Genomic DNA, 23861 nt, shown 5'->3' on the forward strand with positions numbered 1-23861 from the left:
GCATGACACGCCGCCGTGCAGTGCCGGACGAGTCGGCCCGCACCGGTAGGGGAACTGACCAGGGGGAGCAACATGGAGGAGCAGGACATCAAGGCGGTCGTCATGGCCGCCAAGCGGCTGGACATCGTCCGGTGCGGACCGGAGTCCGGGCTGAAGCGGTGGGCTCATCTGTCGCTGTGTGTGCTCGACGCGGTCTTCTCGATCAACGCCCATTACTCAGGCGTCGTGAACGTGTGCCGCAGATACGCCGATCATATGAGACTTGAGCATCGGCTGTACCCGCGCGGCACCGAGCACCCCGGTGGGGAGGAGCCGCTGTCCCGGTTCGTGGAGTGTGCTGCGGACATGCCCGCCCTAGCCGCCGTCCTCGACAACTGTGGACGCACGTCTCCGAGGGGCGGCATCCTCAAGGCCGAGGCGGCCGTGGACTATGCGCGGATCCTCGTGGGCCATGGCGTGGATCTCCTCATCGACGTTGACAAGCTGCTGGCCGACGACAATCGCCTCGCCAGGGTGGAGAAGGCGCTGGCCCAGGTGCCGGGCCATGGCGCCCACGGGGTCCGGCTCAGCTACCTGTGGATGCTTGCCGGCGACGACACAGGCATCAAGCCGGACCGTATGGTTCTGAACTGGCTGGCCCACGTTCTGAAGCGTCCTATGGGCGTGTCTGAGGGCCGCATACTGCTGACTGCTGCAGCGCAGATCATCGGCTGCACTCCCTGGGAACTGGATCATGCCATCTGGCTCTACCAGCGCAGCACGGGCAAGTAATTCACTTCATGGAGCGGCGGAGGTCCGACGGGGAGGAGCATCCCGCGTGGCCGCACCCCCGCCGACTTCGAAGACCCGCTGATGACCTGTTCCTCGAAGTCGGACCACAGTGGCCCGACTCGCTTATGCCTCTGTCTCGAGCAGCGGCACGGTACCCGCTCGAAAGAGACTCTCGCCTTCCGCCAAAGCCTCTTGCAGTTGCTCGACGAGTTGGCGCAGGCGCGCGTCGAGGTCGACCTGGTCTCTCGTCTCCGCGACGATCGCTTCACGCACGTCGTCGACGAACGGCTGCCAGGTGTCACGAGCGCGCTGCGTGCACTCAGTGACGACCGGCTGTCGCTTCTCGGCCGCCACCTTGTCATGGTTCTGGCGCGCGCGCTTCGTTCCCTGCTCATCGACGACTTTCGCCAGGTAGACGGCGAGGGGAAGCGCGGCTTCGGCGATGCCGATGGGCCGTCCCAGGTCCCGAGCCGCCTTCGCCGACCCGGCCTTCCCGCTGGCGATCTGCCCGGGTGTCTTGTTCGCGGCCTTCAACATACCGATCAACAAGGTCCCGACCGTCTCGACATGTTCTGCGGCACCGCCGGGCCCTGCCGGGGTTGTGGAGGCATCCTCCCCGGGCCCGAGTGTGGCGACCAGCGAAGCAAAGCCTGCCCAGGAGGGTCGGGCGCGCTCTCGCTCCTTGGTCTTGCGGATCGACTGCCGCAACCGCTGGAGGCGGACCTCGTGCTTGGTGAACCACTCGTCGAGCGTGCGCTGAATCTCGGCCTGAAGTTCGTCGGAGCCGAAACTCGGCTCCCACGACTGCCGCATCACCTCTTCGACGAGACCGTCGAGGCTGGCTTGGGCGGCTCGATCGAGAGTGTCGAGTTCCCTCTCCCATACGTCGCGGCGAGCGACGCCACTGGCAGCCACTTCGGCACGTGCCGTGTAGTCCGACAGTTGCCTCCTCAGTTCGGCCACGGTTTCGTCCAGGACCGCTGTCCAGTACCGTTGCCCGGCCTTATGTCACCATCCGGGCAGTGCCGAAGGGGATACCGCCTCGAAAGCATCCGCAAGGTCTCTCATGCCGTCCCAGCCACGGAAATCATCCCAGATCTCTCGGCTGAGATGTGTATCCGGCCCTGCCGTCTGGAACGGGTCCTGCGAGACAACGAATACCGGTACCCTGTCGTCCAATTCGAACAGTTCCCGCAACTCGCGAACCTTGCGAGCACTCAGTTCCCGGTATTCCGCCAGGTCGTACTCTGGGTCCACACCCGCCTCGTCGAACCGCGAGATAACGAACCACATCGTCCCTACCGGCCATCCCTGCGTAAACAGCTTCCGAAGCACGTCACGTTCGGCAGTCGCCAACTGCGGAGTCAGTACCGCACACCCCGCTCATCACTGCAGGCGCCACATACATCGACAGCCGCACGGACGAGGACCGCGCCCACGCACTCAACCTGATCCAGTCCCGGAAGGACTACCAGACCAAGATCAAGGAGTACGGGCCTGCAGGGGACCAGCGTCGACAGTGCCCCGCCCTCGGATCCCACGCCACGGTCACCTGCTACCGCCGGCCCCAGCCACGCCCGTCCACCGTCGTCGACCTCGACGCCCCCACTGTCCGTACCCCGGCAGCCCTGCCCACCATCCCCAGGCCCAAGCGGGACACCCCCGTCTACCCCGACATCTGCAGGGGGAAGAGCATCACCGTCCCGGGCACCGTGTTGGCCAAGTGGCGGCAGAAATACCCCCTGTTCACCCCGCTGTGGCAGGAAGCCTGGTCCGGACTGCGCAGTCAGAACGAGGGGGGCAACGGCAACCTGAAGAAGTCCGCCCTCGACAGCATCGACAATCCCCAGCTCCGCCTGCCGCACGGACGCGTCGCACAGACCCTGCTCAATGCCGTCATCATCTTCGTGGCGAACCTCAGAGCCATCCGACGGTTCCTCCGCGACCAGGGCATCCAGCCCCGCAAAGCCAGCACGCAGAGCGCCGCAACCCAACCCGGTGCGCCCTCCGACCCGCCCCTGGCGCGACCGCTTCCGATCGAGCAGGTCGAGCCTCCGCCACGTGAGTGAACCACCTCCGCCGCGCTCCGAGCCCTGAAAACCCCACATGCCTGTGCCACGGCTACCAGCCGTCGCGCAGGCATGCCCTGTTTCCGCAGGTGAGGGGCGCAGTTCCTGGACCGCCACCGCCTCACCCCCTCATCGGGCCGATCACGAGGCTCAAGGCCCCAGAAACGACGAATTACCGGTGAGTCACATGACTCGACCGGTAATTCGTGAGCGCTTCGGGACGATCTCGTGAACGTCCCCACGTGTGTCCGAGGGGGGACTTGAACCCCCACGCCCGATAAAGGGCACTAGCACCTCAAGCTAGCGCGTCTGCCATTCCGCCACCCGGACCAGGTGTCTGCCGCCTGACCGGGGGTGTTCCCCGCGGCGACACGGACAACAATACCAAGGTTTCGGAGTGCGTTTCACCTGCGTATCCGCAGGGTGGGTGCGGGGCGGGGCCCTTGCCGGCCCGGCCGCCGAGGTGCACGGAATGTAACCGTCCGCGTAGCGCACCGCGTCGGCTCCGGGAGCCGTCCGGACGGCGCTGACAACGCTCGCGGTCAGTACGCCTGGGTGCCGAGCGGGTCGCGGGGCGCGGACGGTGACGAGTTCCGGCGGGGCAGCGTCGACGCGTCCGCACAGGCCGGGTGGACGCTGCCCCCCTCCCCCGCCGGCGCGCCGGGCGTCAGGGGCAGCGGACGACCTGTCCCGCGTACGACAGGTTGCCACCGAAACCGAACAGCAGGGCCGCGTCGCCGCTGCGGACCGCCCCTTGCTCGAGCAGTTTGGACAGGGCGAGCGGGATGCTGGCCGCGGAGGTGTTGCCGGACTCGGTGACATCGCGGGCGACCACGGCGTTCACGGCGCCCAGCTTCTGCGCGAGGGGCTCGATGATGCGCAGGTTGGCCTGGTGCAGGACGACGGCGGCGAGGTCGGCGGGGTCGAGTCCGGCCCTCTCGCAGGCGCGCCGGGCGATGGAGGGGAGCCGGGTGGTGGCCCACCGGTAGACGCTCTGCCCCTCCTGTGCGAACCGGGGCGGAGTGCCCTCGATGCGCACCGCGTTGCCCATCTCCGGCACCGATCCCCACAGCACCGGCCCGATCCCGGGCTCCTGGCCCGACGCGCAGGCCTCGACCACGGCGGCCCCGGCCCCGTCACCGACCAGGACGCAGGTGCTGCGGTCGCTCCAGTCGGTGACCTCGGACATCTTGTCGGCGCCGATGACCAGTGCCCGGGTCGCGGCGCCCGCCCGTACGGTGTGGTCGGCGGTGGCGAGGGCGTGGGTGAAGCCGGCGCACACGACGTTGACGTCCATCGCGGCCGGCTGCGGGATGCCGAGGCGGGCGGCCACCCGGGCCGCGGTGTTCGGGGAGCGGTCGATGGCGGTGGAGGTGGCCACCAGCACCAGGTCGATGTCACCGGGCGTGAGACCGGCGGCGGCGAGCGCCTTGGCGGCGGCGTGCGCGGCGAGTTCGTCGACCGGCTCGTCGGGGCCCGCGATGTGCCGGGTCCGGATGCCCACCCGGCTGCGGATCCACTCGTCGCTGGTGTCGACCATGCCGGCCAGGTCGTCGTTGGTGAGCACCCTGGCGGGCTGGTAGTGGCCGATGGCCGCGATGCGCGAGCCGTGCATGTCGGGGGTCCCCCTCGTTGCCGTGGGTAGCGGGAGCCCCAGTCTGGTCAGTGACTCGCGAGTACGACGGCAGGTGAGGGCACAGGAATCGGGCATCCGAGTTGTCGGCTTCCGTCACACCCTCGAACCCCTCGCTGATGGCCGGGGCCCTCGGCGCCGGTGCCGGTGACGCTCGCGCCGTCGCCGCGCACGACGGGGCCGGCGCGGTGGGCAGCGGGCAGCGGGCAGCCACCTCATACTCCGGGTGCAGGACAATGGGAGCGCCGAGGTCACCGCACCGCACAACACCCGGTGTCCCGCGGCGACCTTCGCATCAAGGGCCGTTTCGGCTGCCAGCACGTACAGAACCGGGGCAGATCAGGACATGGGACGAGTCACGGAACGCCGCAAGGTCCTCCGCATCCGGGACGGGGCTGTCTCCACCCGGCCGGACACACTCGTCGCCGAGGAGCCGCTGGAGATCCGGCTGAACGGCAGGCCCCTCGCGATCACCATGCGTACACCCGGCGACGACTTCGCGCTGGCGGCGGGTTTCCTGGTGAGCGAGGGCGTGCTGGGCACCGCCGCCGACCTGCAGAACATCGTCTACTGCGCGGGGGCCACCGCGGACGGGGCGAACACCTACAACGTGGTCGACGTGAAGACCGCGCCGGGCGTGAAGCTGCCCGACTTCAGCCTGGAGCGGAACGTGTACACGTCCTCCTCGTGCGGGCTGTGCGGCAAGGCCGGCCTGGACGCCGTCCGCACCACCACGCACTGGCCGATCGCCGACACTCCCCCGGTCCGGGTCACCCCGGCGCTGCTCGCGGGCCTGCCCGAACGGCTGCGGGCGGCCCAGCAGGTCTTCGACCGCACCGGCGGGCTGCACGCGGCAGCCCTGTTCGGTGAGGACGGCGAGCTGCTGGACGTACGGGAGGACGTGGGCCGCCACAACGCGGTCGACAAACTCGTCGGGCGGGCGCTGCAGAACGCCGACCTGCCGTTGTCCCGCACCGTCCTGCTGGTGTCGGGCCGCGCCTCGTTCGAGTTGGCGCAGAAGGCCGTGATGGCGGGGGTCCCGGTGCTCGCCGCCGTGTCGGCGCCGTCGTCGCTGGCCGTCGACCTGGCCGCCGAGACCGGCCTGACCCTGGTGGGCTTCCTGCGGGGCAGCTCGATGAACGTGTACGCGGGCGAGCACCGGGTCGCCCTGCCGGCCGGGGCCGCGGAGCGCTGACCGGGTCTGTCTCGGTCGCGGCGGCGGGTCGCCTGCCGTCGGCGAGCGCCCCCCCTGCACCGTGGGAGTCCCCCCTGCACTGTGGGAGTCCCGCTGCCTGCGGCGTGAGAGTCCGGTTGCGCGACCGGCCACCGCCGAGGGTCCCAGTGGATCGATCGGCCACCGCCGCGCCGCCCTCGGGCCGGGACATCGACCGTCGCACCGATCGTGGAGCGGGGTCCGTCGGCCCCGCCGCCGCTCGTAGCACGCGGGGCGCCGACCGCGAGCCGTCGCCGGCGGCAAGCGGGCGCCGGCGATGGTTCGCGGCCGACGGGCGCAAGACGTGGACCGGCCTCGCGGCCGCTCTTGGGCGCGGACGGCCGGGCCGCTCAGCCGTGCGCCGGACGCAGGTCCCGCGCCTTGACCACCGTGCCCAGCCGCGGGAAGTCGAGCCGGACCGACGCCTGGTGCTCGGGGGCGGTGAGCGCGGCCATGGCGTCCTCGACGAAGACCAGGTCGTAGCCGAGGTCGGCGGCGGCGCGGGCGGTGGACTCGACAGCGAGGTTGGTGGCGATGCCGCCGAACACCAGCGTGCGGACACCGCGTTCCCGCAGCCGCTCGTCGAGGCCGGTGCCCTGGAAGCCGCCGATGGTGCGCTTGACCACCTCCAGGTCCCCGTCCCGGCGCAGCCCGGCCACGAGTCCGCTGCCGGGCGGCTGCTCGGTGGTCGCGGGGCGTTCGACCCGGACCAGCACGACGAGCGCCCCGGCCGCGCGGAAGGCGGCGGCCAGCTCTTCGGCGGTGGTGAGTACCTCGGTGCCCTTGCGGGGTTCCAGGGGCAGCGCGACGACACGGTCCATCAGGTCGACCAGGACGAGGGCGGTGCGCCGGGGGTCGAGCGCGGGGGCTGCGGTCATGACGGAACGCTAACCGCCGTCAGCCGAAGGTCCCGGAAATCCCGATCGACAGGGCCATGAACTGATCGCGTTCAGTCGTCGACGGCGGCGCGAGTGGTTCGCCGCCGCCCGCACGGACCTCCCTGTCACGGCGGGCGGGTCGGATCGGCGCCGTCCTGGGCGAGGGGGTGGCGGGTGCTTCCCGTGGGGCGGCGGTACCGCGGCCACCGTGTACGCCGGCGGGGAGCGGCACCACGCGGTGCCGCGCCGCGGCGACGGGCTGCGAGGGCGGGCCCCGGGAGCCACGGCCGGCAACGGACGCCGGGTCCTGCGCCGGCGGCGGGCAGTGGATCCGCGGCTGACGACGGGCAACGGGGCCGCGGCCGGCAGCGGCCCGGAGCGACGGCCGGGGACCGGCCGGCGGATCTCAGCGGGAACCGGTGCCGGCCGCGGTGGGCGACGCCGCGGCCGGCCCGGCCGGTGGCTCGGCGGCCTCGGGGTCGTGGGCGCGCCGTTTGGCGATGACCGCGCACACCATGAGCTGCATCTGGTGGAAGAGCATCAGCGGCAGCACGGCCAGGGAGGCGTGGGCGCCGAACAGCACGCTCGCCATGGGCAGACCGGCGGCCAGGGACTTCTTCGACCCGGCGAACTGGATCGCGATCCGGTCCGCGCGGCCGAACCCGAGTGCCCGGGCGCCGTACCACGTCAGCAGCAGCATCACGGCCAGGATCACGCCCTCGACGGCGAGCAGCGCTGCGAGCCGGACGGCGCCGACCTGGTGCCAGATGCCCTGGGTCATGCCCTCGCTGAACGCGGTGTAGACGACCAGCAGGATCGCGCCGCGGTCGACCAGGCCGAGGAGCTTCCGGTGCCTGGCGACGAAGCCGCCCTCCCGTCGCCCACCGCCATCCCGCCCGACGCGCTTCGCGCGCCCCCGTCCGACGTCGCACCGGCGCAGCACCTGCCCGGCGACGAACGGCACGAGCAGTTGCAGCACGATCTTCACCAGCGAGTCGGCGGAGAACCCGCCACCGCCGTTGCCCAGCAGCGCCGCCGCCAGCAGCGGGGTCACGACGATGCCGACCAGGGAGGAGAACGAGCCGGCGCAGATGGCGGCGGGCACGTTGCCGCGGGCGATCGAGGTGAACGCGATCGACGACTGGATCGTGGACGGCACCAGCGTCAGGAACAGCAGCCCCTGGTACAGCGGCTGGGTCAGCAGCGCCGGGACCAGTCCGCGGGCGGCCAGGCCCAGCACCGGGAAGACGACGAAGGTGCAGGCCAGCACGGTGCCGTGCAGACGCCAGTGGCGCAGGCCGTCCAGCGCCTCACGGGTGGAGAGCCGGGCGCCGTAGAGGAAGAACAGGAAGGCGATCGCCGCGGTGGACGCCCCGGAGGCGACGTCCGCGCCCGTGCCGTGGGCCGGGAGGAGTGCCGCGAGCCCCACCGTGCCGATCAGCAGCACGATGTACGGGTCGATCGGCATCCAGCTCGGCCAGTGCGGGCGTTTCACGCTGCTCCACTCGCTGTTCGTCGGGTAGGTCCACGGGTCCGGAGGGACCCCGTCCATCGTCTCCTTGCGGGAGCCGATCGGGAATCCGGCATACCACTCTGACTGTCATCACGTCCCACGATGACGACGTAGGCTGCCGGTGTGTACGACCCCACCCAGCTGCGCACCTTCCTGGCGGTGGCGCAGACGCTGAGTTTCACGCAGGCCGCACGGCGTCTGGGGCTGCGCCAGTCGACGGTCAGCCAGCACGTGCGGCGGCTGGAGGACGCCACCGGCCGGCAGCTCTTCGCCCGGGACACCCACTCGGTCGAGCTGACCGAGGACGGTGAGGCCATGCTGGGCTTCGCACGCCGGCTGATGGAGGTGCACGAGCAGGCGACGGCGTTCTTCACCGGCACCCGGGTGCGCGGCCGGCTGCGCTTCGGCGCCTCGGAGGACTTCGTCCTCACCCGGCTGCCGGAGATCCTGGAGCACTTCCGCCACGACCATCCCGAGGTCGACCTGGAGCTGACCGTGGAGCTGTCCGGCACGCTGCACGAGCGTCTCGCCGCGGGCAAGCTGGACCTGGTGCTGGCCAAGCGGCGGCCCGAGGACCCGCGCGGCGCATTGGTGTGGCGTGACGACCTGGTGTGGATCGGCGCCGAGAACCTGCGTCTGGATCCCGACCGCCCGGTCCCGCTCATCGTGTATCCCCCACCCGGCATCACCCGGGCCCGTGCCCTGGAGGCACTGGAGGCCCAGGGCCGCGAGTGGCGGATCGTGTGCACGAGCGGCAGCCTCAACGGCCTCGTCGCCGCGGCCCGCGCCGGGCTGGGCGTCATGGCCCACTCCAGGCGGCTGATCCCGCCGGGCCTGTTCCGGCTGCCGGAGCGCCCGGCCCTGCCGGAGCTGGGGAAGGTCGACTTCGTCCTGGTGCACGGCAGGCACCGGGGTGCCGCGGACGCCGCGGCGAACGCGCTGGCGGCGGCGATCCTCAGCGGCGGCGACCGGCTGCACGGCCGCCGGCGCGCCGCCGGCTGACCCGTGAGCCGCCCGCCCTGGGCAGCGGCGGGGTGGTGGTGATCCACGGCCCGGCCACTCTCGGGCGCCCCGGGGCCCGGCGCGGCGGGGAGGCGCTTCGGGCCCTTCGGCCGTCCGGCCGGGTCCACGCGCAGTAAGCGCGTCGTACAGATTCGGTGGAGATTGCGGTACCGGAAGTTACTGACTCGTCAGTATTGTGTCCGGCCCTTACCCATGTGAGCGCATTTTCCGCTCGTCGGCGGGTAGGAAGGCGAGGTTTGCTCGATTTCCGCACCCCTCCCGCCAAGCTGACGGGTGGGGTAGCTTTCACGGCGCCGTGCGGAGCACGGCGGGCGTGACCGAAGAGCGAGGACGGGGAGCGAGGGATTGCACGAGTTCACCACCCCTCCGTTGACGTCGGCGCCGCCGGTGGGCGGACTGGCCGACCCCCTCTTCGAGCGTGCCCGCACGGATCCCCGGCACGTGGCACTGGGCCGCAAGGACGAGTCCGGGCAGTGGCGGGACGTGACCTCCGCCGAGTTCCGGGACGAGGTCCTCGCCCTGGCCAAGGGCCTGCTCGCCCGGGGCATCCGGTTCGGCGACCGGGTCGCCCTGATGTCCCGCACGCGCTACGAGTGGACCCTGTTCGACTTCGCGCTCTGGACGATCGGCGCGCAGGTGGTCCCCGTCTATCCGACGTCCTCGGCGGAGCAGTGCTTCTGGATGCTGTACGACGCCGAGGTGACGGCGGCGGTCGTGGAGCACGAGGACCACGCGATGACCATCGCCACCGTGATCGACCGCCTGCCGCGGCTCCGTGAGCTGTGGCAGCTCGACTCGGGCTGTGTGCAGGAGCTGTACGACGCCGGCGCGTACCTGGACGACGAGGTCGTGCACCGGCACCGGGAGGCGGTCACCCCGGAGTCGGTCGCGACGATCATCTACACCTCGGGCACGACCGGCCGCCCCAAGGGCTGCGTGCTCTCCCACGGCAACCTGATGTACGAGGCGGACACGGTCGTCCGGCGCTGGGAACCGGTGTTCCACACCAAGAAGGGCGACGAGGCGTCCACCCTGCTGTTCCTGCCGCTCGCGCACGTCTTCGGCCGGATGGTCGAGGTCGCCACGATCCGCGGCGGGGTCCGCCTCGGCCACCAGCCGCAGCTTCACGCGGACGCCCTGCTGCCGGATCTGCAGGCCTTCCGGCCGACGTTCATCCTCGCGGTGCCGTACGTCTTCGAGAAGGTGTTCAACTCGGCCCGGCGCAAAGCGGAGAAGGAGGGCCGGGACGGGCCCTTCGAGAAGGCCGTCGACGTCGCGGTGAAGTACGCGGACGCCGTCGAGGCCAAGGCGTGGGGCACCGGGCCCGGACCGTCGGCCGGTCTGCGGATGCAGCACCAGCTCTTCGACAAGCTCGTCTATTCGAAGGTGCGCGCGGCCATGGGGGGACGCATCCGGAACGCGATGTCCGGCGGTTCGGCGATGGACCGGCGGCTCGGCCTGTTCTTCGCCGGCGCCGGGGTGCAGATCTACGAGGGCTACGGCCTGACCGAGTCCTCGGCGGCCGCCACCGCCAACCCGCCCGAGCGCACCCGCTACGGCACCGTGGGCCGGCCCATCCCGGGTGTCACCGTGCACGTCGCCGACGACGGCGAGGTCTGGCTGCACGGCGGCAACGTGTTCCAGGGCTACCTCAACAACCAGAAGGCCACCGACGGCACCCTGCACGACGGCTGGCTCGCCACCGGTGACCTCGGCGTGCTGGACGAGGACGGCTATCTGACCATCACCGGCCGCAAGAAGGAGATTCTGGTGACCTCCAATGGCAAGAGCGTCTCCCCGGGCGTGCTGGAGGAACGGGTGCGCGATCATCCGCTGGTCAACCAGTGCATCGTCGTCGGCGACGACCGGCCGTACATCGCCGCCCTGGTCACCCTCGACCAGGAGGCCGTAGAGCACTGGCTCCAGATGCGCGGCAAGCCCCGGCTCGGTCCCGCGCAGCTCGTGCGCGACCCGGATCTGGAGGCGGAGGTGCGGCGGTCGGTCGTCGCCGCCAACACCCTGGTCTCCAAGGCCGAGTCGATCCGCACCTTCCGCATCCTCGCGCAGCCGTTCACCGAGGAGCACGGCCTGCTGACCCCGTCGCTGAAGCTGAAGCGCAGGGCCATCGAGAAGGCGTACGACAAGGAGGTCGAGGCGCTGTACCGGGCCTGAGGCGCCGCGGGCGGCCGGCACCGGCCGGGATCTCCCGGCGCGGTTCGCGCCGTCCGGAATGCGGCGGGGCCCCTGATCGTTGACGATGGGGTACCACCTGTCGACAACCGAAGGATCAACGAGCTCGTGAGCAGCAAGGTCCCCCCGATCATCCTCAACAACGGCGTCGAGATGCCCCAGCTCGGCTTCGGCGTCTGGCAGGTGCCCGACGACGAGGCCGAGCAGGCCGTCGCCACGGCGCTCGAGGCCGGGTACCGCAGCATCGACACAGCGGCGATCTACGGCAACGAAGAGGGCACCGGCAAGGCCGTCGCAGCCTCCGGACTGCCCCGCGAGGACATCTTCGTCACCACCAAGCTCTGGAACAGCGACCAGGGGTACGACTCCACGCTGCGCGCGTTCGACACGTCGCTGCGGAAGCTGGGCCTCGACTACGTGGACCTGTACCTCATCCACTGGCCGCTGCCGTCCCGGGGCACCTCCGTCGACACCTACAAGGCGTTCGAGAAGCTGTACGCCGACGGCCGGGTGAAGGCGATCGGCGTCTCCAACTTCCTTCCGGAACACCTGCGCCGGCTCATCGGCGAGACCTCGGTCGTTCCGGCGGTCAACCAGATCGAGCTGCACCCGCACCTGCAGCAGCACCAGGCCCGCGAGCTGCACGCGGAGCACGGCGTCGCCACCGAGGCCTGGTCGCCGCTCGGCCAGGGCAAGGGCCTGCTGGAGGTGCCGGCGATCGTCGCCATCGCGCGCAAGCACGGCCGCACCCCGGCGCAGGTCGTGCTGCGCTGGCACGTCCAGCTCGGCAACGTCGTGATCCCTAAGTCGGTGACGCCGTCGCGGATCAGGGAGAACATCCAGGTGTTCGACTTCAGCCTGGACGACGAGGACCTCGCGGCCATCAGCGCCCTCAACGAGGACCGGCGTCTCGGCCCGGACCCGGCCACGTTCGAACTGGTCTGACAGCCGCACGGTCCGGCACCCGGCCGTCTCCCGGACCGCCGGACTCAGCCGGGGAGCACGTCCGCGTGCACGACCTCGAACTCCTCCAGACTCACTACGCCGACCCGCGCCTTCGCCACGCCCTCGTGACGGGCCGCCGCCTGACCGGCCCGGGAGGCGGCCATCGAGGCGCGGTCGACGAAGAGGGCGCCGACCCGGCCCCGGCCGTGCTCCCGGTCGATGAGCAGGGCGGTACGGACCAGGCCCGGCAGGGTCTCCAGGCGCGGGAGGACGGTCGACCGGAAGGTCTCCGTGAACAGGTCGGCGTCCGCCGGATCGAACTCCACCCGGGACACGCGCAGGCCGCCGCCCATGCGCGGCACCCGCAGCGAACGGTGGACGGCCGCCTGGAGGTTCTCCACCGTCAGGGTGCCCGCGAACGGCTCCAGCAGGGCCTCCCGGTGCTGCCGCATCACGGTGTCGCTGTTGCTGCGCGCCTCTTCGGAGGCCCACCAGCTCTCCGCCAGCAGCTTGCCCAGTTCGTGGTCGGTGAAGACGCCGGCCCCGAGGTAGCCGGGGCGTTCCTCGAGCAGTTCGCGTCCCTCGGTGTTCAGCGCCCGGACCGCTGTGTCGATCTTGGCCGGGTCGCCGGTCACGTAGACGGTGCGCACGAACATGACATCTCGCCTCCGCGTGCCCTGTGGCCGCTCGCTTCGACATGACCAGTCTTCCGCGTGAGGCGGAGCCCCGCAAAACCGAACACAACGCGGACCCTCGCACAGGGACTTGGCTAGGGCATGCGCGTGCACCACTTTGCAGCACCTGGTAAGGAAACTTTCCTAACAGAAGGACCTCCCACAGTGCGCCTGCGTCCACCGACCCTCCTCGCGGCCTTCGGGGCCGCTCTCCCAGCCGCCGGAGCGCTTCCCGCACAGGCCTCCGGCCCCACTCCCGACGAACCGTCCGGCACCGGCCCCGACGCCCCGCCGGCCTCCCGCCGGGAGGGCACGGTCGGCGCCGCGGAACTGCTCGCCAAGGTGACGTCCTGTTCCCAGATCTCCCACGGCAGGTACCGGCCGGACGAGGAGACCCCGGCGACGGTCCCCGTGTGCGGAATGAACGGCGCGGTGTTCTGGAAGGCCGACATGGACGTCGACTGCGACGGCCGGCGGATCACCGGATGCGACGAGGACCGCGATCCCCGGTACCAGGCCGACACCGCGTTCCGCCAGTCCGACGGCGGGCCCCTGGAGGCCGGGTACCTGCCCCATGCGGTGGTCCCCGGCGCCAGCAGTCTCTGGGACTACCCCGGCGCCGGCATCACCGGCGGCGGCGTGGTCGCCGTCGTCTGCGACGGCAGGGTCGAGTACACCGTCGTCGGCGACACCGGCCCCGCCGCGATCATCGGCGAGGCCTCGTACGCCACCGCCGAGGCGCTCGGCATCGGCCCCGACCCGGCCACCGGCGGGGTCGACTCCGGCGTGACGTACGTCCTGTTCAAGAACTCCAGGGTGTCCCCCGTCGAGAGCCACCGCGCGGCCGTCTTCCTCGGGGACCAGTTGGCCAGGCAGTTCCTGCAGGACAACTGATGCTCGGCACACCTCAGTTGGGCTGTCCCAGCGGCCGCACCACGACGGTGTTGACATCGACCCCGGCCGGCTGGCGGATCGCCCAGACGATGGAGCCGGCGATCTGCTCCGCGGTCAGCAGACGGCCTGGGGGCAGGCTGCCGTAGCCGTCCCAGAAGGGCGTCTCGACCCGGCCCGGGGCGACCAGCGTGACCCCGATGCCGAACTCGGTGACCTGGCGCCGGGTGTTCTCGGCGAGCCCGGTGACCGCCCACTTGGTGGCGCCGTAGAGGTTGCCGGGCGTGGGCACGAAACCGGCCACGCTGCCGACGAGGACGATCCGGCCACCGGTCTCCTTCAGCGCGTCGACGGAGGCGCGGATGAGGAGGGCCGGGCCCAGGACGTTGGTGAGGACCATCTCGGTCCAGCCGGCCGGGTCGCCCTCGGCGACCGAGTCATGGGTGGCGGAACCGGCGTTGGAGACGACGGTGTCCAGCCGGCCGTACTCCTCAAGCGTGCGGTCGACGGCGTCGCGCACGTCGTCGTAGGAGGCCGCGTCGCCGGCGACCGTCAGCAGCCCGGCGGGGCGGCCCAGGCCCTCGGCGAAGTCCCGCAGCCGCCGCTCGCCGCGCCCGGTGACGGTGACCCGGTGCCCGGCGTCCAGCAACTGCCGGGCCACGGCGGCGCCGATCCCGCTGCCGCCGCCGGTGATGAGCGCGACCGGTGAGTCGTTCATGATTTCCCCCTGGAACGTCGGTGAACGCGGGGAGTCCATCACTTGGAGCGCTCTCCAGGTCAAGTCCCTCAGCGGGCCCTGCACCAGCAGCGCCCGGGTCGCGCGGTCGGATCGGGCGCTCCTGGTGAAAGGAGCCCTCGACCGGGCGTGGTCCGCGCTACACGGGCCGGACCGCGCGGTGCACCGTGTGGGCCGCCAGGACGAACACGTCCGGACGATGGTGGACGCTGCGTTCGTCGGCCGGGTCGAGGAGGCGGTCGAGGGTGGCGCGGTCGCCCGCGTCGAGGGCGTCGGCGTGGATGTCCCGGGTCCGGGTCAGCACGGCGACGACGTGGGCACGGACCCGGTCCGGGACCGGGGCGGGCAGGTCCAGCAGGAAGCTGCGGGTGCCGGTGTGCTTCAGGCCGGCGGCGGCGAGCAGCGCGGGCCAGTCCTCGGTCTCGGCGACGGCGTCCGGCAGCTCGGCCCGCATCCGGGCGAACCGGTCCTCCTGCACGGCGTCGATCCGCGCCTGCAGTCCGGGACGGCCGAAGCCGATGTCGCGGGGCAGGTGGCGGGGGGCCAGGCCGCCCTCCAGGATGGCCAGGGTGCCGCCGGGCGCGAGCCGTTCGGCGAACGCGGTGAGCGCGGCCCGCTGGTCACCGAGGTGGTGCACGCTGCGGCTCGCCCACAGCAGGTCCGCCGGGTACTCCAGCTCCCGCAGCGCGCCGGGCAGTTCACCGGCGAGGGTGCCGAAGCGGTCGCTGTAACCGAGGCGGGCGGCGCGGGTCCGGGCGTGCTCCAGCAGCGGCTCGGAGCTGTCGGCGGCGATCACCCGGGCGCCGGGAAAGGTCTCCGCGAAGAGGCCGGAGAGCACCCCGGGTCCACTGCCCGCGTCGACGATCAGCCCGGGTTCGGTCACCTCCTTGCTCAGCCAGGCCAGGGCCCGGGAGTACGCCGGTGTGGACACCTCGGCCTCCGTCTCCAGCATCTCGGCCATCGCGCCCCAGTCGACGTCGCCGTCATGCTGGTGCCCCTGGTGCGGGTGGTGGATGTGGTGTTCGTGTGCCATGGGTTCGGCCTCCTGGGCGCTCTCGTCCGGATGCGGACAGCCTGCGCCGGGACGCGCGGCCCGGGCCAGTTCTGTTGCCGGTGCCGCAAAAAAAAGGGGATGCGCCGGGGCGCGGCCGGCGCGGGCCGCGCCCCGGCGGGCGCTCGGCCGGTCAGGGCAGCGGCGGGCGGGCGCTCGGCCGGTCGGGGCAGCGGCGGGCAGGCGCTCGGCCGGTCGGGGCAGCGGCGGGCAGGCGATCCGCGTCAACTGCTGGACCTGGGCGGAGAACCAGTGCCCGGTCGGCGCCCCGGCAGGGCGCCGGTGGCGTCGCTGCCGTTGCGCGCGTTGCCGCCGTGGCCGGGGTCGCACATCCGGCCGAGATCACCGGAGCCCTGCTGCTCAGGTGGCGGCCGGCCTGCGGAAGGCGCGCAACGAGAACACCGGGTCCGGCCGGCGCCGGTCCTGGTCCGGCAGACGGGCGAGCCGGGCGGCGAACTCCTCGGTGCGGGGGTCGTCCGGGGTCAGCAGGGTGAACCAGCCGCGCCTGAGGTCCGCGACGGTGCTGCGCGGGCTGCGGCCCTGGCCGACACCGGGGAAGTCGGCCCGCCCGGCCGGGACGAGTCCCTCGGCGGCGGCGTACCCGGTGACGGCGTCGGCGGTGTCCTGAGCGGGGCGTCGCGGGCGGGGGACCAGGACGGCGTCGATGTCGCTGCCGACGTCGTGCGCCCCTGCCTTGTCGACGGTGGTGACGTAGATCCCGCCGGGCCTGAGGACCCGCGCGCACTCGGCGACGACGGCGCGCACCTCGGCGGGGCCGGACAGCAGGTGCAGCAGCCAGACGCCGGTGACCGCGTCGAAGGTGGCGTCGGCGAAGGGCAGGCGGCGGCAGTCGGCCCGCAGGATGCCGCCGGGGAGGCGGTGGGCCGCCCGGCCGGCCATGGCGGCGGAGAGGTCGGCGCCCGTCACCCGCAGCGCCGGCCGGGCCGCGGCCAGGCGCCGGGTGACGCTGCCGGTGCCGCAGGCGACGTCCAGCAGCCGGCCCGGCCGGTCGGGTATCAGGCCGAGCACGGCCTCGGCCGCCGCCTCGGCGCGCGGCTCGCCGCCGCGCGAGGCGTCGTAGGCGTCCGCTTCCTCGTCGTAGTCGAGCACACCGTCATTGTGCTCCGTGACCGGGGGCGATGTCCTCCACCTTCCGGGCGAGGTCGAAGTCCTTCCCCGTGACGACGCCGCCGGCGCTGTGCGTGCTGACGGCGAGCTGAACCGTGTTGTAGCCGAGCGTGAGGTCGGAGTGGTGGTCCAGCTCGTCCTGGATGCCGGCGATGTGCACGACCAGTGCCGCGGCCGCGAAGTGCGAGCCGAGCCGGTAGGAGCGGGTGAGCCGGTCTCCGTCCAGCGACCAGCCGGGCAGTTCGGCCAGCCGGTCCTCGATCTCCTTCTGCGACAGCGGTTCCACGGCCATGTGACGGTCTCCCTCCGGGCGGTGCGGGTACGCGTTCAGCCTGCCACGTCCGGCCGCCCGGGCACCCGGTCCGGTGCGCCCCGCACTCCGTTCGGCCGTGCGGGCACTCCGTTCGGCTCCCTTCGCGCCCCGTGGCCGGGGGGGGAAGGGCATGCGGCGGGACCCGGCGCCGGGCACACCGCTCGGCTACGGTCGACGGCATGACCATCGCCGCCACCGGCCCGACCGCCTCCGCCGCCTCGAACGCCGACAAGGGTCGGGCCGGCCGGATGCTGCGCTCCTGGCGGGAGCGGCGCCGGGTGTCCCAGCTCGAGCTGGCGCTGCGCGCCGACTCCTCCGCCCGGCACATCAGTTTCATCGAGACCGGCCGGTCCCGGCCCAGCGAGGAGATGGTGCTGCGGCTGGCGGAGCACCTCGAGGTACCGGTGCGGGAGCGCAACGCGCTGCTGCTGGCGGCGGGTTACGCCCCGCGCTACCCGGAGACCCCGCTGGACGACCCGGCGCTGGACGCGCTGCGCGACGGCATGGAACGGCTGATCCAGGGCTACGAGCCCTATCCGGCACTGGTGGTCGACGCCGGGTACACGGTGGTCGCCGCCAACCGGGGCATCGCCCTGCTGCTGGAGGGCGTCCCCGAGGAGCTGATGACGCCGGCGCCCAACGCGATGCGGCTGACCCTGCACCCCGAGGGCCTCGCACCGCGCATCCGCAACCTGCGCGAGTGGCGCGGGCATCTGCTGGCGCAGATGGAGCGGCAGATCGCGCTGGACCGGTCGGACCGCCTTCGGGCCCTGTACGAGGAGGTCGCCGGGTACCCGGCGCCCGAGGGCGTCCCCGAGGACGTGTCCGGTGACGAACCGGCCGGTCCGGTGCCGTACTTCGCGCTGCCGCTGCGCATCGAGCACGCCGGACGGATCCTGTCGTTCGTGTCGTCGATCTCCACCTTCAACACGCCCATGGACGTCACGGTCGCCGAACTCGCCATCGAGACCTTCCTGCCGGCCGACCCGGCCACCGCCAAGTACCTTCGCACACTGGCCGGTTGAGGCCCCCGACCGGCCCCGGGTCCGCTGGAGCGCGTGTGCGGCGGAGGCGTGGCGTGACAGACTGCCGGCGTACCTCGGCGCGCAGGTCGTCCTGTTCGGACACGGCATGATCCAGACGAGAGGCCCCAGGGGGAGGACCGGCTGTGAGTGAGCGGCGGGCGGCGCCGACCGTGGGCCAGGTGGTGCTGGGCAAGCGGCTGCAGGAGCTGCGGGAGGCGGCCGGCCTCAGCCGCGAGGAGGCGGCCCGGGTGCTCCGGGTGGCGTCGGCGACCGTACGGCGGATGGAGATGGCCGAGGTCGCGCTGAAGATCCCCTACGTGCAGGTGCTGCTGGCCACCTACGGGGCGGCCGGGGAGGAGCAGGCCGCGTTCGTCCGGCTGGCCGAGGAGGCCAACCAGCCGGGCTGGTGGCAGCGGTTCCACGACGTGCTGCCGGACTGGTTCAGCCTGTACGTGAGCCTGGAGGGGGCCGCCCGGATCGTCCGCTCCTACGAGCCGCACTTCGTGCCCGGCCTGCTGCAGACCGAGGCGTACGCGCGCGCGGTGCTGGAGGCCGGGACGATCGGGCGCACCGGGCCGGGGACGACGGAGCGGCACGTGTCGCTGCGCATGGCGCGCCAGCGGCTGCTGGAACGGGAGGATCCGCCCCACCTCTGGGTGATCATGGACGAGACGGTGCTGCGGCGGCCGGTGAGCGTGGACGGCGCGGTGATGCGCGACCAGCTCGACCGGCTGCTGGAGTACGCCGACCGGGACCGCGTCACCCTCCAGCTCGCCGAGTTCGCCGCCGGCCCGCACCCGGGGACGTACGCGCCGTTCACCCTGTTCCGGTTCGCCGAGCCGGAGCTGCCGGACATGGTGTTCACCGAGTACCTCACCGGCGCCCTGTATCTGGATTCCCGCCAGGAGGTCTCCACACATCTGGAGGTCCTTGACCACATGACGGCCCGGGCCTCCTCCGCGCGCCGGACCCGGCAGGTGCTGCGGGAGTATCGCGGGACACTGTGACAGCCGGCGCCCGGCTCAGGCCGCTCCGCCCCTGGCGTCCCGCTCGTCGTCGACGATCTCCGCGTCCACCACGCCGTCCTCCTGCTCCTCCTCCGACGCGCTCCGCTCCCCGGTGGAACCGGCCGCGGCTCCGGAACCGGCCGCGCCGGTCGAGGCGTTCGCGTACATGGCCTGGCCCATGCGCTGGCTCACCGCGGCGAGCTTCTCGACCCCGGTGCGCAGGGCGGCCGTGTCGGCGTTCTCGCCGAGCAGGGTCTTCAGCCCGGTGACCGCCTCCTCGACCTCGGCGCGGGTCTCCGCGGGCACACGGTCGGCGTTGTCCTGGAGGAACCGCTCGGTCTGGTAGACGAGTTGCTCGGCCTGGTTGCGGGTCTCGGCGGCCTCGCGGCGCTTGCGGTCCTCCTCGGCGTACTGCTCGGCCTCCCGCATCATGCGGTCGATGTCGTCCTTGGGCAGGGCGGACCCGCCGGTGACGGTCATCTTCTGCTCACGGCCGGTGGCGAGGTCCTTCGCGGAGACGTGCATGATCCCGTTGGCGTCTATGTCGAAGGCGACCTCGACCTGGGGGACCCCGCGCGGCGCGGGCGGCAGCCCGGTCAGGTCGAAGACGCCCAGCTTCTTGTTGTAGGCGGCGATCTCGCGCTCGCCCTGGTAGACCTGGATGCCGACCGAGGGCTGGTTGTCGGTGGCGGTGGTGAAGATCTCCGAACGCCGGGTCGGGATCGTGGTGTTGCGCTCGATCATCCTGGTCATGATGCCGCCCTTGGTCTCGATGCCCAGGGACAGCGGGGTGACGTCCAGCAGCAGGACGTCCTTGACGTCGCCGCGCAGGACGCCCGCCTGGAGCGCGGCGCCGACCGCGACGACCTCGTCGGGGTTGACGCCCTTGTGCGGGTCCTTGCCGGTGAGTTCCTTCACCAGGCCGGTGACGGCGGGCATCCGGGTGGAACCACCGACCAGGATGACGTGGTCGACGGCGGACAGTTGCACGCCCGCGTCCGCGACCGCCTGGTGGAACGGCTTCCTGCAGCGGTCCAGCAGGTCCTCGGTCAGCTCCTGGAACTGGGCCCGCGTCAGCTTCTCCTCCAGGTGCAGCGGGCCCTCGGCGGAGGCGGTGATGTAGGGCAGGTTGATCGACGTCTCGGAGGACGAGGACAGCTCGATCTTGGCCCTCTCGGCGGCCTCCCGCAGCCGCTGCACGGCCATCTTGTCGGCCCCGAGGTCGATGCCGTACTGCCCCTTGAACCGTTTGGCGAGGTACTCGACGATCCGCTGGTCCCAGTCGTCGCCCCCGAGGTGGGTGTCGCCGTTGGTGGCCTTCACCTCGATCACGCCGTCCCCGATGTCCAGCAGGGACACGTCGAAGGTGCCGCCGCCGAGGTCGAAGACGAGCACGGTCTGCTCCTCGCCGCGGTCCAGGCCGTAGGCGAGGGCGGCGGCCGTCGGCTCGTTGATGATCCGCAGCACCTTCAGGCCGGCGATCTCCCCGGCCTCCTTGGTGGCCTGGCGCTGGGTGTCGTCGAAGTAGGCGGGGACGGTGATCACCGCGTCCGTGACGTCCTCGCCGAGGTACGCCTCGGCGTCCCGCTTCAGTTTCTGCAGCACCCGCGCCGACAGTTCCTGCGCGCGCAGCCGGCTGCCGTCGACGGAGCCCTGATCCGGGAAGCGCCAGCGCGCGTCCCCCATGTGCCGCTTGACCGAGCGGGCGGTGCGCTCGACGTTGGTGACGGCCTGCCGCTTGGCCACCTCGCCCACCAGCACCTCGCCGTTCTTCGCGAACGCCACCACCGAGGGGGTGGTGCGCGCGCCCTCCGCGTTGGCGACGACGGCCGGCTCGCCGCCCTCCAGGACGGCCACCACCGAGTTCGTCGTCCCGAGATCGATCCCGACCGCACGTGTCATGGTCCGTCCCCTTCCGCCAGGAGGTTCCGCCGGGACGCAGCCGCCAGGACGCCTGCCGCCCTTCCAGCACAGGACGCGGGTGCGCTCTTGTCAATGCGCGGGTACCCGGGAAACGGCGATGCCGCGCACCCGGTGGGCACGCGGCACCGGCGGGGCCGACGGGCGTCAGGCCAGCTCGGCCGTCAGGGTGATGGCCGTACCGGTCAGGGCCTGGCTGACCGGGCAGTTCTTCTTGGCGTCCTCGGCCGCCGAGCGGAAGCCGTCCTCGTCCAGGCCCGGCACCTCGCCGCGGACGGTGAGGTGGATGCCGGTGATGCCCTCACCGGGCTGGAAGGTGACGTCGGCCTTGGTCTCCAGACGGGTGGGCGGGGTGCCGGCGCCGGCCAGGCCGTGCGAGAGCGCCATGGAGAAGCAGCTCGAGTGGGCGCCGGCGATCAGCTCCTCGGGGCTGGTCCTGCCGTTCGCCTGCTCGGCGCGCGACGGCCACGACACCGGCTGCTGGCCGATGCCGGAGGAGTCGAAGTGGACGACGCCGTTGCCCTCGAGCAGGTTGCCTTCCCAGACGGTGTGTGCGGTGCGCGTGGTTGCCACGGCTCTTCCTTTCCATGGGGGTCCGGGTTGTTCGGGTACCGCGTCCCATCCGATCACACTCGGGGGCGCCGCACCCCGCGGACCGGGCCACCCGCCGTTCAGGCGGCCCGGTCCTCCTCGGCGCGCGTGGGGAGGGGCACCTGCGGGCCGTCCGCCTCCGACAGCCAGCGCCGCAGAACACGGTGCACGTGCTCGGCGCCGACCGGTTCCACGCCGTCGGCGGCCGGTGCGGACAGGGTCAGCGGCGAGAGCAGGAAGGGCCGGGACTGGTCGCCGCCCAGACCGCCGTGGGACCCGATCTGCTCCTCGAAGGCGAGGACTTCGCCGTATGCGGGGTCGTGGAAGGAGTTGACCATGATGTCGGCGGTGTGCGGGAAGGAGTGGGTGCGGCGGACGGCGTCCGCGGCACCGGGGCCGAAGCCGGCCAGCGGACCGGGCTCCGCGTCCAGGCGGGCCAGCGGGATCTCGGTGCCGTACGGGCCGAGCACCAGGCCGTCGTGCTCCTCGCTGCGCACCAGCAGGAACCCGATGCCGGGGTGGTTGGCGAGGGTGGTGAGCAGGCCCGGGTGGCGGGCGTCGATCTCCTCCCGGGTCATGCGGTGGGGCACGTCCGGGAAGGACACCAGGCCGAGGTTCCCGGAGGCCAGTACGACGGGTTCGGTGCCCCGGGCGGGGCGGTGCCCGTCGCCGTTCACCTCCTCGGGCCGGCCCAGGGCGGCCCGGACCGCGGCGCGGGCCTCGGCGCCGCTGCGGGTCCGCCCGGCGCGGCGCGGCACGGGCAGTCCGCAGCCGGCCCGGACCAGGTCGCCGAGGGTGAGACCGTAGCGGGAACGGAAGGTCTCGCCCGGGCTCTGGCCGTGGTCGGACAGGACGACGACGCGGAAGGGGCGCGGTGCGTGCTCGGCGGCCTTCTCGATGAGGGCGAGGGACCGGTCGAGCCGTTTCAGCACCTTCTCGGCGTCCCGGCCGCGCGGCCCGGAGTGGTGCGCGACCTCGTCGTAGGCGACGAGGTCGGCGTAGACGGCGCTGCGGCCGGCCAGCATGTCGCCGAGCACGGCGGCGACCACGACGTCGCGCTCGACGACGGTGGCGAAGGCGCGCACGAAGGGGTAGAGACCGCCCCGGCCGACGCGGGGCCGCTCCTTGCGGACGCGGGCCCGGGTGGACTGGACGATCTCGCGGACCACCTCGGCGACGAAGGACAGGGCCGTGCGCACGGCGTTGGCCGGATCGGAGAAGTAGGCGAAGTAGCCGGCACGGGACCGGTTCTCCCGGCCCCGGCGGCGGATGGCGATGGACAGGACCAGCGCCTGTTCGCCCGCGCCGCCGCTGAACAGGTTGCCGCGGCTGGCACCGTCCACGGCGAGCAGCCCGCCGTCGCCGGTCCGCCGCACGGCGCGGCGCTGGAGTTCGGCGGCGCTGGTCGGGCGGTTGCACACCATGACTTCCCCGCGGTCCTTCTCGTACCAGCGGAAGGCGGGCACGTCGAAGGTGCTGCCGTGCAGGATGCCGAGCTGGCTGGCTCCGGTCTGGCTGGACCAGTCGGTGCGCCAGGGGGTGAGCCGGTGGGTGGGCCGCATACCGTCGGCGGTCGCCAGCCAGCGGCCGACGGTGGGCATCAGACCCCTGCGGACCGCGTCGGTGAGCACGTCGTGGCCTACGCCGTCGAGCTGCACGCAGACCAGGCCGGGGGTGTCCGCGCAGGGCGGGCTCGCTCTCCTGCGGCGGTCGGCGAGGCGCAGCAGCCGGCTGCGGTAGGCGTCGTCGTCGCGTACGGCGAGAGCCGCGCCGGTGGCCGAGGCGACGGCGGACATCACGGCGGCCACCACGACGGCGGTCTCCGGGGCCGCCTCGGGCCGGCCGGAGGGGTTGAGGCGCAGGGCGAGCAGCAGCAGCGAGCCGTTGAGGAAGAAGACCAGCAGGCCGAGGACGAGGGCCGGCACGAGCAGCAGCAGCCGCACCAGGAGCGGCCAGACCACGGCCGAGAGCAGCCCGAAGGCCCCGGCACCGCAGGCGGCCGTGACGGCTATGCGGGTGGCGCTGTCGCCGTCGGCGGACTGGAGCCTGAAGTCGGGAAGCAGACCGGCGAGCACGAGCATGGTGAGCGTGGAGACCGCCCACACCGTGGCGCTCCGCCCGATCTGACTGGCGATCCGCCGCCACCGCACGTCCCGCACGCCCCGCACACCTCACGTCCCGCCCCGCTCGACCGACCGGGCCCCGGCTCCCACCTTGTCACACCGGGCCGGGCGCTTCCGGGCCGGACGCTTCCCGGCCGGGCGGCGCGCCGGTACACCGCGGGGGTGCG

The 23861-nt window shown here is 72.3% G+C and carries 22 protein-coding genes and 1 tRNA gene; 9 read left to right on the forward strand and 14 right to left on the reverse strand.

Features of this window, described 5'->3' with window-relative positions; genetic code table 11:
- Window positions 1-72 precede the first annotated feature (72 nt).
- Entirely contained in the window at window positions 73-771 is a 699-nt protein-coding gene (locus tag MXD57_RS06210) for a hypothetical protein (protein WP_250400280.1), read from the forward strand.
- A gap of 123 nt (window positions 772-894) precedes the next feature.
- On the opposite strand, the gene MXD57_RS06215 is transcribed toward MXD57_RS06210, so the two are convergent.
- Window positions 895-1734, reverse strand: coding sequence for a hypothetical protein (locus MXD57_RS06215; RefSeq protein ID WP_250400281.1), 840 nt, complete (start codon window positions 1732-1734; stop codon window positions 895-897).
- A gap of 45 nt (window positions 1735-1779) precedes the next feature.
- Entirely contained in the window at window positions 1780-2127 is a 348-nt protein-coding gene (locus MXD57_RS06220) for a hypothetical protein (protein ID WP_250400282.1), read from the reverse strand.
- Window positions 2128-2483: 356 nt separating this feature from the next.
- Between MXD57_RS06220 and MXD57_RS06225 the strand changes: the two genes are divergently transcribed.
- Window positions 2484-2840, forward strand: coding sequence for a hypothetical protein (locus tag MXD57_RS06225; RefSeq protein ID WP_250400283.1), 357 nt, complete (start codon window positions 2484-2486; stop codon window positions 2838-2840).
- A 245-nt stretch (window positions 2841-3085) separates the two neighbouring features.
- On the opposite strand, the gene MXD57_RS06230 is transcribed toward MXD57_RS06225, so the two are convergent.
- Window positions 3086-3170: transfer RNA gene (locus tag MXD57_RS06230), tRNA-Leu, on the reverse strand.
- A 337-nt stretch (window positions 3171-3507) separates the two neighbouring features.
- Complete coding sequence (locus MXD57_RS06235) at window positions 3508-4455, reverse strand: beta-ketoacyl-ACP synthase III (protein ID WP_250400284.1); 948 nt, start codon at window positions 4453-4455, stop codon at window positions 3508-3510.
- Window positions 4456-4819: 364 nt separating this feature from the next.
- On the opposite strand from MXD57_RS06235, the gene fdhD reads away from it, so the two are divergent.
- Window positions 4820-5668: a formate dehydrogenase accessory sulfurtransferase FdhD gene (fdhD, locus tag MXD57_RS06240; RefSeq protein ID WP_250400285.1), complete on the forward strand. Its 849-nt coding sequence runs from the start codon at window positions 4820-4822 to the stop codon at window positions 5666-5668.
- A 368-nt stretch (window positions 5669-6036) separates the two neighbouring features.
- On the opposite strand, the gene MXD57_RS06245 is transcribed toward fdhD, so the two are convergent.
- Both MXD57_RS06245 and MXD57_RS06250 read right to left on the reverse strand, forming a co-directional pair.
- Window positions 6037-6564, reverse strand: coding sequence for an isochorismatase family protein (locus tag MXD57_RS06245; protein WP_250400286.1), 528 nt, complete (start codon window positions 6562-6564; stop codon window positions 6037-6039).
- Between the two features lie 406 nt (window positions 6565-6970).
- Window positions 6971-8032 carry a bile acid:sodium symporter family protein gene (locus tag MXD57_RS06250; protein WP_250400418.1) on the reverse strand — a complete coding sequence of 354 codons (1062 nt, stop codon included), beginning with the start codon at window positions 8030-8032 and terminating at the stop codon, window positions 6971-6973.
- 168 nt (window positions 8033-8200) lie between these two features.
- Between MXD57_RS06250 and MXD57_RS06255 the strand changes: the two genes are divergently transcribed.
- The 3 genes from MXD57_RS06255 to MXD57_RS06265 all read left to right on the forward strand — a co-directional run bounded on the left by MXD57_RS06255 (window position 8201) and on the right by MXD57_RS06265 (window position 12235).
- On the forward strand, window positions 8201-9079 hold the full coding sequence (locus tag MXD57_RS06255) for a LysR substrate-binding domain-containing protein (protein WP_250400287.1): 879 nt from the start codon (window positions 8201-8203) through the stop codon (window positions 9077-9079).
- A gap of 366 nt (window positions 9080-9445) precedes the next feature.
- A complete protein-coding gene (locus MXD57_RS06260) occupies window positions 9446-11272 on the forward strand; it encodes an AMP-dependent synthetase/ligase (RefSeq protein WP_250400288.1) in 1827 nt (608 codons plus the stop codon).
- 126 nt (window positions 11273-11398) lie between these two features.
- A complete protein-coding gene (locus MXD57_RS06265; protein ID WP_308290657.1) occupies window positions 11399-12235 on the forward strand; it encodes an aldo/keto reductase in 837 nt (278 codons plus the stop codon).
- Window positions 12236-12279: 44 nt separating this feature from the next.
- Here MXD57_RS06265 and MXD57_RS06270 read toward each other — a convergent pair whose 3' ends face one another.
- Window positions 12280-12891: a hypothetical protein gene (locus tag MXD57_RS06270; RefSeq protein WP_250400289.1), complete on the reverse strand. Its 612-nt coding sequence runs from the start codon at window positions 12889-12891 to the stop codon at window positions 12280-12282.
- 183 nt (window positions 12892-13074) lie between these two features.
- Here MXD57_RS06270 and MXD57_RS06275 point away from each other — a divergent pair, with 183 nt between their 5' ends.
- A complete protein-coding gene (locus tag MXD57_RS06275) occupies window positions 13075-13803 on the forward strand; it encodes a glycoside hydrolase family 75 protein (RefSeq protein ID WP_250400290.1) in 729 nt (242 codons plus the stop codon).
- 13 nt (window positions 13804-13816) lie between these two features.
- On the opposite strand, the gene MXD57_RS06280 is transcribed toward MXD57_RS06275, so the two are convergent.
- From MXD57_RS06280 to MXD57_RS06295, 4 genes are all read right to left on the reverse strand, one after another.
- Window positions 13817-14518, reverse strand: coding sequence for an SDR family oxidoreductase (locus tag MXD57_RS06280; protein ID WP_250400291.1), 702 nt, complete (start codon window positions 14516-14518; stop codon window positions 13817-13819).
- 157 nt (window positions 14519-14675) lie between these two features.
- Window positions 14676-15569, reverse strand: coding sequence for a class I SAM-dependent methyltransferase (locus tag MXD57_RS06285; RefSeq protein WP_250400292.1), 894 nt, complete (start codon window positions 15567-15569; stop codon window positions 14676-14678).
- Window positions 15570-15947: 378 nt separating this feature from the next.
- The gene (locus tag MXD57_RS06290; protein ID WP_250400293.1) at window positions 15948-16697 is read right to left on the reverse strand and encodes a class I SAM-dependent methyltransferase; all 750 of its coding nucleotides are present in this window, start codon (window positions 16695-16697) and stop codon (window positions 15948-15950) included.
- A 4-nt stretch (window positions 16698-16701) separates the two neighbouring features.
- The gene (locus MXD57_RS06295; RefSeq protein WP_250400294.1) at window positions 16702-17007 is read right to left on the reverse strand and encodes a 4a-hydroxytetrahydrobiopterin dehydratase; all 306 of its coding nucleotides are present in this window, start codon (window positions 17005-17007) and stop codon (window positions 16702-16704) included.
- A gap of 200 nt (window positions 17008-17207) precedes the next feature.
- On the opposite strand from MXD57_RS06295, the gene MXD57_RS06300 reads away from it, so the two are divergent.
- Window positions 17208-18053, forward strand: coding sequence for a helix-turn-helix domain-containing protein (locus tag MXD57_RS06300; RefSeq protein WP_250400295.1), 846 nt, complete (start codon window positions 17208-17210; stop codon window positions 18051-18053).
- A gap of 143 nt (window positions 18054-18196) precedes the next feature.
- Window positions 18197-19060 carry a helix-turn-helix domain-containing protein gene (locus MXD57_RS06305; protein ID WP_250400296.1) on the forward strand — a complete coding sequence of 288 codons (864 nt, stop codon included), beginning with the start codon at window positions 18197-18199 and terminating at the stop codon, window positions 19058-19060.
- A 15-nt stretch (window positions 19061-19075) separates the two neighbouring features.
- On the opposite strand, the gene dnaK is transcribed toward MXD57_RS06305, so the two are convergent.
- The 3 genes from dnaK to MXD57_RS06320 form a co-directional block, all read right to left on the reverse strand.
- Window positions 19076-20962, reverse strand: coding sequence for a molecular chaperone DnaK (dnaK, locus tag MXD57_RS06310; protein WP_250400297.1), 1887 nt, complete (start codon window positions 20960-20962; stop codon window positions 19076-19078).
- A gap of 165 nt (window positions 20963-21127) precedes the next feature.
- Window positions 21128-21553 carry an OsmC family protein gene (locus tag MXD57_RS06315; RefSeq protein ID WP_250400298.1) on the reverse strand — a complete coding sequence of 142 codons (426 nt, stop codon included), beginning with the start codon at window positions 21551-21553 and terminating at the stop codon, window positions 21128-21130.
- 98 nt (window positions 21554-21651) lie between these two features.
- The gene (locus tag MXD57_RS06320) at window positions 21652-23730 is read right to left on the reverse strand and encodes a phage holin family protein (protein WP_250400299.1); all 2079 of its coding nucleotides are present in this window, start codon (window positions 23728-23730) and stop codon (window positions 21652-21654) included.
- Between the last annotated feature and the right edge of the window lie 131 nt (window positions 23731-23861).

Source organism: Streptomyces cellostaticus (assembly GCF_023630175.1).
Lineage (GTDB): Bacteria > Actinomycetota > Actinomycetes > Streptomycetales > Streptomycetaceae > Streptomyces > Streptomyces cellostaticus_A.